The sequence below is a fragment of the Polaromonas sp. A23 genome, from assembly GCF_002001015.1.
Taxonomy (GTDB): domain Bacteria; phylum Pseudomonadota; class Gammaproteobacteria; order Burkholderiales; family Burkholderiaceae_C; genus Polaromonas.
The window spans coordinates 46,008-58,848 of sequence record NZ_MUNO01000006.1; the positions used below are offsets into that span (position 1 = coordinate 46,008).

Genomic DNA, 12,841 nt, shown 5'->3' on the forward strand with positions numbered 1-12,841 from the left:
GCCGATCCGGGCACTGCGCCATGACTGTACGCAACAAGGCCAGGCTGGCTAGGGCCTGGCGGCGCCTGCCGGTACGCGTGGGCTGCGCGGAGCCGGGGCAGAACAGGCCGTACACACCATGCCTGCCAGACGCTGAAGCGCCTGCCAGCCGTCCGTCGGCCAGTCGGGCTGTTTCAGGCCTTTGACGATGCCGTCCACCTTATGCGCAGCATGCAGCAGGTTGGCCAGCGTGGTCTCGCCAATGTGGGGAAGCGCACGTTCAAACAGTTTTTCCTTGACACCCCAGACACGGTTTTCACGCAGCGCCATGGGCATGGGCCGGCCTGCCCCCAAGGCGTCCTTGACCCGTTTCATGCTGCGGATGTCTTCGCTCAGGGCCCAATGCACCAGCACCTCCGACTCGCCCTCGGACTGCAGGCCGTCGAGCATGCGCTGCACGCGCAATGCCTGGCCGCCCAGCACGGCTTCCGACAGCTTGAACACGTCGTAACGCGCGACATTGAGTACGGCGTTTTCAACCTGGTCGAAACTGAGTTCTGCCGACGCGCCCCCGCTTGCCGGATAAAGCAGGCCCAGCTTCTGGATCTCCTGGTGCGCGGCCAGCAGGTTGCCTTCCACACGGTCGGCAAAAAATTGCAGCGTGCGCTGCCCTTCCTCACCCGCTGCCACGCGCTGGCCCTGCTGCTGCAGGCGCTGGGCAATCCACTGCGGCAGGCTGCGGCGGTCGATGGGGTCGAACTTCACCGTGGTGCCAAAACTTTCCAGCGCGCCGAACCAGGCACCCTTGGTCGTCATGCTGTCCAGGCGCGGCAAAAGCACCAGGGTCAGTGTGCTGTCGTCGCCTTGGGCCCGCTCGGCGATCTGCTGCAGGGCGACCGAGCCGTCCTTGCCGGGTTTGCCGCTGGGGATGCGGATCTCGACAATCTGTTTGTCGGCAAACAGGCTCAGCGAGCCGCCGCTGGCCAGCACTTCGCTCCAGTCGAAATGTGCGCCGGCCACTGTGTGCACCGTGCGTTCGGTGTAGCCCTGCTCGCGCGCCGCAGCCCGCAGCGCATCGGCGAACTCCTGCACCAGCAGCGGCTCATCGCCATGCAAGGTGTAAAGGCTTTTAATTCCGCGTTTGAGGTGCTCTTGGAGCTGCGCAGGGGCCAGGTTCATGGTCGAAGAGTTTAGCGCCGGTGTTCGAATCAAAGCTTGCTGGTGGACAGCAGCAGGCTGGTTTCAGTGTTGGCGATGCCTTCCAGCAACCGGATGCGCCCGAGCACGCGGTCAAAGGCTTCCAGGCTGTCGGCACGCAGCTCGGCCACGATATCCCAGCGGCCGTTGGTGGTGTGCAGGGCGCTCACGGCCGGGTCGCCGCGCAGCGCACTGAGCACATGGCCGATGCGGTTGCCCTCCACGGCCACCGTCATGAGTGCCCGTATCTGGTGGGCTTCAGCCTGTGGCCGCAAGCGAGTGGTGTAGCCCACGATGGTGCCGTCAGCCTCGAGCTTGTTCAGCCGGTTTTGCACCGTGCCGCGCGAAACGCGCAAAACCTTGGCCAGCGAAGCCACCGAAGCGCGGGCGTTATCGCGCAGCAAAGAGATCAGCTGGCGGTCAGTGTCGTCCATGACACGATTTTAATGACTAAATGGCAATTTATACTGCCGTTTTGCACATTTATATTAGATTAATAGTCAATTTGTTGGCTATTTTTTATCGCGACATCTCAACACAATGGATTGAGGCTGACGGCAACGCGGTGCCAGCAAACTTGTCTGGCGCCAAGCCGGTCAGGCATCAGGAGACCCATCATGGTTGAGTACATCGGGATCGAAGGCATACGGCGCATCGTCGGGCGCATGGGGCCGGCAGCTTTCATGGAAGGGCTGGCCGCAGAAATTGAGGCCGACTACGGGCGCTGGAACGATTTCGACAAATCGGCGCGCCATGCCATTCATTCACCTGGCGGCGTGATTGAGCTCATGCCCACCAGCGATGGCCGGATGTATTCGTTCAAGTATGTGAACGGCCACCCCCGAAACACAGCGCGTGGCCTGCTGACCGTGACCGCGTTTGGCGTGCTGGCCGATGTGGAAACCGGCTATCCGCTGCTGCTTTCGGAATTGACTGTGACCACCGCCTTGCGCACGGCCGCCATGTCGGCGCTGGCCGCGAAATCGATGGCCAGGACGGACAGCCACGTCATGGCCCTGATCGGCAACGGCGCGCAAAGCGACTTCCAGGCGATTGCGTTTCACCACATGCTGGGCATCAGGCAGCTCAGGTTGTACGACCTGGACAGCCTGGCCACAGAGAAACTGGCGCGCAACTTGCGCACGCTCAACCTGCCGGGAATGCAGGTCACCTGCTGCAGATCTGCGGCAGAGGCGGTGCAGGGCGCAGACATCGTCACCACCCTCACCGCAGACAAACGCAACGCCATCGTCCTGACCCCCGGAATGGTGGTGCCCGGCATGCACATCAACGCGGTGGGCGGCGACAGCCCGGGCAAGACTGAGTTGCACGCCGACATTCTGCGCAGAAGCGACGTCCGTGTGGTGGTGGAATACGAGCCGCAGTCGCGCATTGAAGGCGAGATCCAGCAAATGCCGGCCAGCTTTGCAGTGACGGAATTTGCCGAGGTGCTCAGCGGCGCAGCCCCCGGCCGCGCCTCGCCAGCCGAGGTGACGATTTTTGACTCGGTGGGTTTTGCACTGGAAGACTACTCAGCGCTGCGCTACCTGCACAAGCTCCAGCTCGAAAACGCGCAAAGCCGCCAGCAAATCGACCTGATCCCCGACATCGACAACCCCAAAAACCTCTTTGGCCTGCTGGCCCATACGCAGTCGGGCGCGGCCCGGCAAAATGCGTGGGGCCCTTCCCAACTGGCAGTAACCCCAGGATGAACACTCCCGCAGACCGTCCTGTCGATTTGATCGGCGCACCGACCGACATTGGCGCAGGTAGCCGGGGGGCCTCCATGGGGCCAGAGGCACTGCGCGTGGCCGGCATCCAGCAGACATTGCGGGCTCATGGCCTGCAAGTCACGGACCTGGGCAACCTGTCGGGCCCGACCAACCCCTGGTTGCCCCCCGTCAATGGTTACCGCCATCTGAGCGAGGTAGCCACCTGGAACCGGTCGGTGCACGAGGCCATGCTCCAGAGCCTGGCCAGCGGTCACTTGCCGATTCTGCTGGGCGGCGATCACTGCCTGGGCATAGGCTCCATCAGTGCCGTGGCACACCATTGCCGGCGATCCGGCAAAAAACTGCGGGTGTTGTGGCTGGACGCGCATTCCGACTTCAATACCAACGAGCTCACGCCCTCCGGCAATGTGCACGGCATGCCCGTGGCCGTGTTGTGCGGCTACGGTCCCGTCGAACTTACCGGGATAGGTGGTGTTGTGCCAGCCATGAGCCCCGCGCAGATCCGGCAGATCGGCATCCGCAGTGTGGACGCGGGTGAAAAGCGTTTGCTCAGGCAATCGGGCCTGGAGGTGTTTGACATGCGTTACATCGATGAGGTGGGCATGAAGCGCACCATGGAAACCGCATTGGAAGGTGTTGACGAAAACACCCACGTGCATGTGAGCTTCGACGTGGATTTTCTGGATGCTGCCATCGCCCCGGGCGTCGCCACCGCCGTCAAGGGTGGGCCCACCTACCGTGAAGCGCAGCTGTGTATGGAAATGATTGCCGACACCGGGCGCATGGGCTCACTCGACGTGATGGAGCTCAACCCCGCGCTGGATGTGCGCAACGGCACGGCTGAAGTGGCCCTGGAGCTGATAGAAAGCCTGTTCGGCAAGAGCACGCTGATGCGCTGATCTTCACGAGATCAGGCCGCACCAGCGTTGCCGGCATCACGAGTGCTATTGAATTAATAGCTGCTTACGCCCGCATATATTGGACTAGCGCCCGATTTTTTCACATATTCCGGCCCGCGACGCAGGGCCGCAGCATCAGATCTCCTTGACGGCTGCCAGTCGGCGCAGGATCTGCTGGACGATGTCGCTTTGCATGTCGCGGTACAGCAGGGCTTCCTCGGTTTCTTTGGCCAGCACGGCGGACTCGTTGAAGCTGATGTCGCGCTGCAGCACAATTTCATCGGGAGGAATCAGCAGCTTGCCCTTGAGCGTGCGCAGCTGGAATCTGAAGCGCGTACGCAACTGGAACTCGCGCACCTGGCCGGAGGCATTGACACTCACCACGGTTTTCTCGCGCTGGTCGAGCAACACGTCAAGGATCACCTGCGCCTGCTCGATCAGGCGGGGGTCGCGGATCACGCTCACGGTGCCGCCTGCTTCAAGATGACGGTTGAGTTCGGTGCCCAGCGTGGAGCTTTCACCCACGCCGTTGTAGATGGTCTTGAAAGCATAGCTGGGCGCCTTGCGGAGCGCAAAACCACAGGCGCTCAGCCCGGCGGCCGAAGCCGCTGCCATCAGAAAAACACGACGTTGCATGGCTTGCTCCTTCTAGACGACGATGTTGACCAGACGGCCCGGCACCACGATCACCTTCTTGGCAGGCGCACCCGCCGCCTGTTTGGTGAAGGCTTCCGACGCCAGCGCCGCGGCCTCGATGGTGGCCTTGTCAGCGCCGGCGGGAACGGTGACGGAGCCGCGCAGCTTGCCGTTGACCTGGAGCATCAGCTCGATTTCGTCCTGCTGCAGAGCGCTGGCGTCCACCTGGGGCCATGGCGCGTCGAGCAACTCGCCGTGCTGCGCAGCGTAGCCCAGTTGCGACCACAGCGCATGCGCCAGATGCGGCGTGGCCGGGTACAGGCAGCGCAGCAAAATGCTGAAGCCTTCGCGCAACACGGAAATTGCGCCAGCGGAAGGCGAGCGCAGCGAAGGGCCGCCCCGAGCAAGCTCAGCCCCCTCGGGGGGCAGCGCAGTACGCGAAGCGACAAGCGTGGGGGCCGCATCAATTTTGAAGTCTTCCATGGCATTGAGCAGCTTCATGTTGCCCGACACCACGGTGTTGTATTGCATGCGCTGGTAGTCGTAGTCGATCTGCTTCAGTACAGTGTGAATCTCCAGGCGCAGCGCTTTGGTTTCCTTGTCAAAAGTGGTCTCAGCCCCCGATTTTCGTGCGCCGACAGCTCCTGAATTCATAGCATGAAGCTTGACACCGAAATTCCAGACACGGCGCAGGAAGCGGTAGGAACCCTCCAGCGCCGCATCGTTCCATTCCAGCGTGGTGTCGGGCGGCGCGGTAAACATGGTGTAGAGCCGGGCGGTGTCCGCACCGTACTTCTCGATCAGGTCCTGCGGGTCAACGCCGTTGTTCTTGGACTTGGACATCGTGGTCCAGCCTTCATACGGAACCGGCAGACCGTCGGCCTTGGCGGTAGCAGAAATCACCTTGGCGTGCTCGTCGCGCACGATGTCGAGTTCATGCGCCCAGAAATACTGTTTGCCGGTGGTGGTGCGCGAGAAGGCCTCGTTCAGCACCATGCCCTGCGTGAGCAACTTGGTGAAGGGCTCGTCAACCTTCACCAGCCCCATGTCGCGCATGACCTTGGTCCAGAAGCGCGCGTACAGCAAATGCAGGATGGCGTGTTCGATGCCGCCTATGTACTGGTCCATCGGCATCCAGTAGTTCGCACCTTCGGCAACCATTTTTTCTTCGTTCTTCGGGTCGCAGTAGCGCATGTAGTACCAGGCGCTGTCCACGAAGGTGTCCATGGTGTCGGTCTCGCGCCGGGCGGCCTTGCCGCAGACCGGGCAAACCACACCAGCATGGAAGCCAACATGTTTGTGCAACGGGTTGCCTGAACCGTCGGGCACGCAGTCCTGCGGCAATACCACGGGCAGGTCTTTTTCGGGCACCGGCACCGCGCCGTGTTCGTCGCAGTGGATGATCGGGATCGGCGTGCCCCAGTAGCGCTGGCGGCTCACGCCCCAGTCGCGCAGGCGCCAGGTGGTTTTTTTCTCGCCCAGGCCCTTGGCGGCCAGGTCGGCGGCCACAGCGTCTACCGCGGCCTTGAAGCCCAGGCCGTCGTACTTGCCGGAGTGGATGGTCACACCCTGCTGCTTGTCGCCATACCAGTCGGCCCAGGCGTCCAGGCTGTAGGCCTGGCCCTTGACGTCGACCACCTGCTTGATGGGCAGCTTGTATTTTTTGGCGAATTCAAAGTCGCGCTCGTCATGCGCGGGCACGCCCATTACGGCGCCGTCGCCGTAACTCATGAGAACGTAGTTGCCCACCCAAACTTCAACCTTGCTGCCGGTGAGCGGGTGTGTGACAAAGAGGCCCGTGGGCACGCCTTTTTTCTCTTGCGTGGCGAGCTCGGCTTCGGTCGTACCGCCGGCTTTGCATTCTTCAATGAAGGCGGCGATCTTGGTGCTGGACGCGGCGGCATGCTGAGCCAGCGGGTGCTCGGGCGCCACCGCGCAAAAGGTCACGCCCATGATGGTGTCGGCGCGCGTGGTGAAGACATACATCTTCCCATCGCCGATCACCTTGCCGGAGGCATCCTGGATGTCGTGCGTAAAGGCAAAGCGAACACCTTCGCTCTTGCCGATCCAGTTCTCCTGCATCAGCTTGACGCGCTCGGGCCAGCCGGGCAGCTTGTGGCTCACACTGTCCAGCAATTCTTCGGCGTAGTCGGTGATCTTCAGGTAGTAGCCGGGGATCTCACGCTTTTCAACAACGGCGCCAGTGCGCCAGCCCTTGCCGTCAATCACCTGCTCGTTGGCCAGCACGGTCTGGTCCACCGGGTCCCAGTTGACGACCTGGGTCTTGCGATAGGCGACGCCTTTTTCCAGCATCTTCAAAAACAGCCACTGGTTCCATTTGTAATAGCTTGAGTCGCAGGTCGTGACCTCGCGGCTCCAGTCGATGGCCAGTCCCATCGCCTGCATCTGCTTTTTCATGTAGGCGATGTTGTCGTAGGTCCACTGCGCAGGAGGCACGCCATTTTTCATGGCGGCGTTTTCGGCCGGCAGGCCGAAGGCGTCCCAGCCCATGGGCATCAACACGTTGTAGCCCTTCATGCGCAGGTAGCGCGTGAGCATGTCGTTGATGGTGTAGTTGCGCACATGACCCATGTGCAGCTTGCCGCTGGGGTAAGGCAGCATGGAGCAGGCGTAGTATTTTTTCCTGGAAGCATCTTCTGTAACGCGGTAAGCGTCGGAAGCGTTCCAGTGGTCTTGCGCACTGCGCTCAACGTCGAGATGGTTGTATTTGTCTTGCATGGCGCACGGAGAAAGGGAAAACGTGAGGCCGCTCAAAAAGCTGCCGGAGGAACGATTTTAGGCGCTGACCGGGGTTCGACCCCGGCACACGGGCTTCAGGGCCGGGCCGTGGGAGCCGGCACAGCGGCTGCTGGACCCTGTGCTACGAAGCCAATACGGTTCAATCCGGCCTTCTGGGCCATGCCCATGACCTCCACAATGCGGCCATAGGAAACAGCCTCATCAGCGCGCAACTGCACCTCGGTATCAGGGTTCAGGGCGGCGCTTTGCCGAAGGCGTTCTTCGAGCTGGGCACCTGCGGCTGGCTGGTCGTTCAGAAAGGTTTGCCCTGTCTTGTCGACCACCAGTGACACGTACTGCGGTACTTCGTTCGGCCTGGCGGCATCGGTTTTGGGAAGATCGAGCTTGATCGAGCTGGCCAGCAAAGGCGCGGTAATGATGAAAATCACCACCAGCACCAGCATCACGTCCACCAAAGGGGTGACATTGATTTCACTCATGGGCCGCGCGCCTGCGCTGCGTTCGAGCCGGCCGAAACTCATAGTGGCGCTTCCGGTCTAGCGCCTAGTTGCTCTCGCTCCCGTTCCGCCGGCTTGGGGTTCGGGCCTGCCGCGACCAACAACTCTCGCAGATCGTAGGCAAAACCTTCGAGGTCCGCCTCGATGCGGCTGATGTTGCGGCCAAAGATGTTGTAGGCCAGCACGGCCGGTATCGCTACCGCCAGCCCCGCTGCGGTCATGATGAGCGCCTCGCCCACCGGGCCCGACACCTTGTCGATGGTGATCTGGCCGGCAGCGGAAATTCCCACCAGCGCATGATAGATGCCCCAGACCGTGCCGAGCAGGCCCACAAAAGGCGCCGTGGAGCCGACCGTGGCAAGCAGGATCTGGCCGTACTGAAGCTTGTACAGCACCGCATGCAACGCATCGCGCAAAACGCGCGTCAGCTGCCAGGAAATGTCACCTGCAGCGGCAAGGGTTCCCTGGGCCCGGGCGGTGGTGGAGGTAATCAGCGGAAGTACCAACTTCTCGCGGTCGAAGGCCTCCACTTTGGTTTGGGCAGACTCCAGCGAAACAGACTGCCAGAACACTGCGGTGCTGCGCGCCACATCGCCCGCCGCCCGCTTCAGGAGCCGGGCTTTCCAGAGAATCACCACCCAACTGGCCACGGACATCGCCAGCAGAATCACCGCTACAAGCGCGGTCACGGTGTCGCCCTGGGTGATCAGCGAGAGCATGCGGCCCCGGCTAGGAAAGACGCTGACCCGACGCTTGTCGCGGCGCTCATTTCAAATTGAGCACGTCGAACATGTCGTACAGTCCGGCCGATTTGCCGGCCAGGAAACGTGCGGCGCGCAAGCTGCCCTGGGCGTAGGTCACCCGGCTGGAGGATTTGTGGGTGATTTCGATGCGCTCACCGGTGCCGGCGAACAGGACGGTGTGGTCCCCCACAATGTCACCGCCACGAATCGTTGCAAAACCAATCGACGAGGGATCGCGTTCGCCGGTCACGCCTTCCCGGGCGTAGACGGCACAGTCTTTCAGATCACGGCCCAGTGCGCCTGCAATCACTTCGCCCATTTTCAGCGCGGTGCCGGAGGGCGCATCAACCTTGTGCCGGTGATGGGCCTCAATGATTTCAATGTCATAACCGGTAGACAGCGCCTTGGCCGCCATCTCAAGCAGCTTGAGCGTGACGTTGACGCCGACGCTCATGTTTGGCGCCATCATGATGGCAATATCTTTGGCGGCTGCGGCAATCTCGGCTTTTTGTGCGTCGGTAAAACCAGTCGTGCCAATGACAAGCTTGACACCGAGTTCGCGGCATTTGGCCAGGTGAGCCATGGTGCCCTCGGGTCGCGTGAAGTCGATCAGCACCTGGGCGCCGCTCAGGCCGTTCGCAAGATTCGATGTGATCTTCACACCGCTAGGTTTCCCCAAAAAGGCGGTCGCATCAATGCCCAGCCCCGGGCTGCTGGCAACGTCCAGCGCGCCGGTCAATTCGCAGTCACCACTGGACCGGACCGCCTCGACCAGCATCTGGCCCATACGGCCGCTGGCACCGGCCACAGCAATCCGGTGGAGAGCTTGCGGCCGCGCACTCACCTTACCGGGCTTTCCAGCGGCGGGTAGCTTGCAGACGGCGGCGTGGCCGACACTGGCGCAACTGGTGCGGCAGCTGCGCTGGCTGCTGGTTTCTTCTCGACTGCTTTCAGCTGCTCATCGGTCAGCTCAAGCACCGGCACCTTGCCGAACTTGCGGCGGGTATCGAGCTTGGAGACAAATTCAATTTCGCTGGGCATGGTGTCGCCCTCAAAACGATCCAGCACATCGTTCTTGAAGTAAACCGTAAGCCGGAGCGACTGCGGCTCGGCGTTTTGACGTTTCAGGGTGAAGACATAATCCCAACGGTCGCCATGAAAGACGCTGGCCATCAGGGGCGTGCCAAGCGCGTCGCGCACCTGCACCCGCGGCATGCCTGGTTTGAGCAGCTCAACCTGCTCCTTGGACACGAAGTTGCCTTGGACAACATCGACCTTGTAAGGCGTGATCCAGTTGACCGGATTGATTTTGCTCTCGCTCAGCCCGCCGGTCATGCCTTTGATGCTGCCGCAGGCGGCCAAGCCGGCACAAGCCAGAACGGTCAATGCGGTATGGATGCTGTAGCGGTATTTTGCAGACAGGGCTGACATAGTAGGGGGGTGTAGCGATATGATTGGCCATTGTAGCGGCAGGGTGCCCCCCACGCGAGCACCGCCCCCGGATCGGCCAGGCCTGCACAGGCCTCAACTGCGGCCCATTTTTCCCACAGGAAGCTTTCCAATGAGCAACATCGACGAACTCAAGAACACCGGACTGAAAGCCACTCTGCCGCGCCTGAAAATCCTCGAGATTTTCCAGGCCGGCAAACAGCGCCACATGACGGCTGAAGACGTCTTCAGGGTGTTGCTGGAAGACCGCTCTGACATCGGCCTGGCCACCGTTTACAGGGTTTTGACCCAATTCGAGCAAGCCGGGCTGCTCAATCGCAGCAATTTTGAGTCCGGGAAAGCCGTTTACGAAATCAACGAAGGCCAGCACCATGACCACCTGGTCTGCCTGGACTGCGGCAAGGTGGAAGAGTTTTACGATGCGGAAATCGAAAAGCGCCAGCATGCAGTCGCCAAGGCCAAGGGTTTTACGATCGCCGACCACTCGCTGTCGATGTACGCCAACTGCACCAAGGACAAGTGCCCGAACCGGCCAACCTCGCCGCGGCACCCGCATCACAGCTGAGCCCCTGGGCCCGCAAGTAGATCTTCTACTGAAATTCAAGCGGCCAAAAGAGATTTTGGCCCTTTGTTTATGAGCGTTGTTAGCTATCAATAATATAGCGTAACGTGAGGCCCTCAATTCAAGCAGGGGCCGCGGGGCTGGAGCCTGCGGCTCCAAAGCTGCTTGAGCAGCTTTGGACAGGCGACAGAGGCGAAGCGTCCCGCGAGCCGCGGTCTCACGCAGTGAGCGAGCGTGGGGGCCAGTCAGCCACCCCGCTCCATCGCCTGCCGGTGGCGCTCGACAAACTCCTGGTAGGTGTCGATCCCGCGCAGCTGCAAAATGACATTGCGCACCGCGGCCTCGACCAGCACCGCGATGTTGCGTCCGGCCACCACCTGGATGATCACCTTGCGCACCGGAATGCCGAGCACGTCCTGCATCAGCGGCTCATACGGAATGCGTTCGTATTCGCGCTCCAGCGTCTCGCGCCGCACCAGATGCACGATGAGCTTGAGCCGCATTTTGCGCCGCACTGCCGTCTCGCCAAAAATCGCCTTGATGTCCAGAAGGCCGATACCGCGGACTTCGAGCAGGTTTTGCAGCAGTTCCGGGCAGCGTCCCTCGATGGTGGTCTGGTTGATGCGGTAAAGATCAACCGCATCGTCGGCCACCAGGCCATGGCCGCGCGAGATCAGTTCCAGCCCCAGCTCACTTTTGCCCAGACCCGACTCGCCGGTAATCATCAGTCCTACGCCAAGGATGTCCATGAACACCCCGTGCATGGAGGTGCGGTCGGCAAAATGTTTGGACAGGTAGGCACGCAGCACGTCGATCACGAAGGCAGCCGACTCCTTGGTCGCAAACATCGGTATCTGGGCGCGCTCGCACATGGAAAGCAGGGTGTCGGGCGCGACTTGGCCATCGGCAATGATCAACACCGGAGGTTCCAGAGTCACGATGCGAGAAATACGTCGGGCGCAGTCCTCTGCACTGCCATTGCTGAGGTAGGCTACCTCGCGCTCGCCAAGCAGCTGCACCCGGTAGGGATGGATGTAATTGAGATACCCCACCAGATCGGCGCCGGAACGTGCGGCCCGTACGGCCACTTCGTCGAAACGACGCTCGGAGGCTCCGAGCCCGGCCACCCATTCCCACTTGAGTTGCGCCCGGTGATCCTCGAACAGGACGTCGGCGCTGACGACGGTCGGCTTCATTCAGGCGTGCGCGGAAAAACCAGGGCCATCAAATCAGGGGCTGACGACATGGCTGGACTGCCACGAGGCAATCAGCTGGTGCAGCGCGGCGGCGTCGGTGCTGGCCTTGAGCCGCTCTCGCAGGGCGCTGTCACTGAGCAACTCGGCGATTTCAGACAGGATTTCAAGGTGTTTCTGGGTCGCCGCCTCGGGCACCAGCAGGAAAATCAGCAACCCCACCGCCTGCTCGTCGGGGGCGTCAAAGCCAATCGGGGCGTGCAATTGGAAAACCGCGGCCATCGGGGCTTTCAGCCCCTTGATTCGCCCATGCGGAATGGCCACACCATGGCCCAAACCGGTTGAACCCAGTCGCTCGCGTGCAAACAGGCTGTCAGTGATCAGGGCGCGGTTGAGCCCATGCTGATTCTCAAACAGCAAGCCGGCCTCTTCAAAAGCACGCTTCTTGCTGGTGGCCTCCACACTGACCAGAACCTGGGCGGGGGGCAGAATTTGCGAAAGACGGTTCATAACGGGGTTTTGGTCGCCGAATTATGCACTTTCATACGCATGCAGACCATTCGGGACATAAAAAAGCCGCCTGTTTGCCCAGGCGGCCTTGGAACAGGAAAAAATTGAGGGCAAACAGCAAATAACAGGGAGTTCTGTCGCTTGTTGTTCGCTGATGCTTACATTTGACGCTTGGCAGCCACGTGATGGTGGTCCTGGGTTTTGGTCTTGTAACGTCCGACTTGCCGGTCCAGCTTGTCGGCGAGCTCGTCAACCGCGGCATACAGGTCAGCATGCGAACTCTCGGCAAACAGGTCTCGCCCCTTGACATGCACATTGCATTCGGCCTTCTGGCGTAGCTCCTTTTCCTTCATGTTATCTACCGTCAATAGGACTTTGACATCCACCACCTGATCGAAATGCCGGGTAATCCGGTCCAGCTTGCTGGTTACATAGCCGCGCAGGGCGGGGGTAACTTCAAGGTGGTGACCACTGATCGTCAAATTCATAAAGAGACTCCTTTTCCATGGCTGGAGGGGGTTAAAAACACCGCTTCTGGCATGCCGGCCAAAGCGGTGGGCGGACAACTCTCTTGGTTTCACTATGCGCCCGAACACGGGCAAACGCAACCGTGCATCGCAACAAAAAATGAAACGCTCTGAAAAGAAACTTGACGCTCGGGCATGGAGCACCAAACCGGCGCT

At 61.1% G+C, this 12,841-nt stretch carries 14 protein-coding genes; 3 read left to right on the forward strand and 11 right to left on the reverse strand.

The genetic code is table 11. From position 1 onward, the window contains the following. Positions 1–48 precede the first annotated feature (48 nt). Both holA and B0B52_RS02455 read right to left on the reverse strand, forming a co-directional pair. Positions 49–1,158, reverse strand: coding sequence for a DNA polymerase III subunit delta (gene holA, locus B0B52_RS02450; RefSeq protein ID WP_077592022.1), 1,110 nt, complete (start codon positions 1,156–1,158; stop codon positions 49–51). A 29-nt stretch (positions 1,159–1,187) separates the two neighbouring features. Further along, positions 1,188–1,610, reverse strand: coding sequence for an Lrp/AsnC family transcriptional regulator (locus B0B52_RS02455; protein WP_077592023.1), 423 nt, complete (start codon positions 1,608–1,610; stop codon positions 1,188–1,190). Between the two features lie 183 nt (positions 1,611–1,793). Here B0B52_RS02455 and B0B52_RS02460 point away from each other — a divergent pair, with 183 nt between their 5' ends. Together B0B52_RS02460 and rocF are read left to right on the forward strand one after the other, a co-directional pair. Beyond that, positions 1,794–2,888 (forward strand): ornithine cyclodeaminase, encoded by a 1,095-nt coding sequence (locus B0B52_RS02460; protein ID WP_077592024.1) that lies wholly within the window; start codon positions 1,794–1,796, stop codon positions 2,886–2,888. After that, positions 2,885–3,808 carry an arginase gene (gene rocF, locus B0B52_RS02465; protein ID WP_077592025.1) on the forward strand — a complete coding sequence of 308 codons (924 nt, stop codon included), beginning with the start codon at positions 2,885–2,887 and terminating at the stop codon, positions 3,806–3,808. Before B0B52_RS02460 ends, rocF begins: the two co-directional genes overlap by 4 nt. A gap of 135 nt (positions 3,809–3,943) precedes the next feature. On the opposite strand, the gene lptE is transcribed toward rocF, so the two are convergent. The 6 genes from lptE to B0B52_RS02495 form a co-directional block, all read right to left on the reverse strand. Continuing rightward, on the reverse strand, positions 3,944–4,444 hold the full coding sequence (gene lptE / locus B0B52_RS02470; protein WP_077592026.1) for an LPS assembly lipoprotein LptE: 501 nt from the start codon (positions 4,442–4,444) through the stop codon (positions 3,944–3,946). Between the two features lie 12 nt (positions 4,445–4,456). Next, positions 4,457–7,183: a leucine--tRNA ligase gene (gene leuS / locus B0B52_RS02475; protein WP_077592027.1), complete on the reverse strand. Its 2,727-nt coding sequence runs from the start codon at positions 7,181–7,183 to the stop codon at positions 4,457–4,459. 95 nt (positions 7,184–7,278) lie between these two features. Next, positions 7,279–7,725, reverse strand: a complete 447-nt coding sequence (locus B0B52_RS02480) for a biopolymer transporter ExbD (RefSeq protein WP_077592028.1) — start codon at positions 7,723–7,725, stop codon at positions 7,279–7,281. Continuing rightward, positions 7,722–8,420 (reverse strand): MotA/TolQ/ExbB proton channel family protein, encoded by a 699-nt coding sequence (locus B0B52_RS02485; protein ID WP_077592029.1) that lies wholly within the window; start codon positions 8,418–8,420, stop codon positions 7,722–7,724. Before B0B52_RS02485 ends, B0B52_RS02480 begins: the two co-directional genes overlap by 4 nt. A 46-nt stretch (positions 8,421–8,466) precedes the next feature. Beyond that, the gene (gene dapB, locus B0B52_RS02490; protein ID WP_077592030.1) at positions 8,467–9,288 is read right to left on the reverse strand and encodes a 4-hydroxy-tetrahydrodipicolinate reductase; all 822 of its coding nucleotides are present in this window, start codon (positions 9,286–9,288) and stop codon (positions 8,467–8,469) included. Continuing rightward, on the reverse strand, positions 9,285–9,875 hold the full coding sequence (locus B0B52_RS02495; RefSeq protein ID WP_371327356.1) for an outer membrane protein assembly factor BamE: 591 nt from the start codon (positions 9,873–9,875) through the stop codon (positions 9,285–9,287). The genes dapB and B0B52_RS02495 overlap by 4 nt, the downstream gene beginning before the upstream one ends. A gap of 130 nt (positions 9,876–10,005) precedes the next feature. On the opposite strand from B0B52_RS02495, the gene fur reads away from it, so the two are divergent. Beyond that, entirely contained in the window at positions 10,006–10,458 is a 453-nt protein-coding gene (gene fur, locus B0B52_RS02500; protein ID WP_077592031.1) for a ferric iron uptake transcriptional regulator, read from the forward strand. A 242-nt stretch (positions 10,459–10,700) separates the two neighbouring features. On the opposite strand, the gene hprK is transcribed toward fur, so the two are convergent. The 3 genes from hprK to hpf all read right to left on the reverse strand — a co-directional run bounded on the left by hprK (position 10,701) and on the right by hpf (position 12,646). After that, positions 10,701–11,651: an HPr(Ser) kinase/phosphatase gene (gene hprK, locus B0B52_RS02505; RefSeq protein WP_077592032.1), complete on the reverse strand. Its 951-nt coding sequence runs from the start codon at positions 11,649–11,651 to the stop codon at positions 10,701–10,703. A gap of 33 nt (positions 11,652–11,684) precedes the next feature. Continuing rightward, the gene (gene ptsN, locus B0B52_RS02510) at positions 11,685–12,158 is read right to left on the reverse strand and encodes a PTS IIA-like nitrogen regulatory protein PtsN (RefSeq protein WP_077592033.1); all 474 of its coding nucleotides are present in this window, start codon (positions 12,156–12,158) and stop codon (positions 11,685–11,687) included. Between the two features lie 158 nt (positions 12,159–12,316). After that, positions 12,317–12,646 (reverse strand): ribosome hibernation-promoting factor, HPF/YfiA family, encoded by a 330-nt coding sequence (gene hpf / locus B0B52_RS02515; protein ID WP_077592034.1) that lies wholly within the window; start codon positions 12,644–12,646, stop codon positions 12,317–12,319. Between the last annotated feature and the right edge of the window lie 195 nt (positions 12,647–12,841).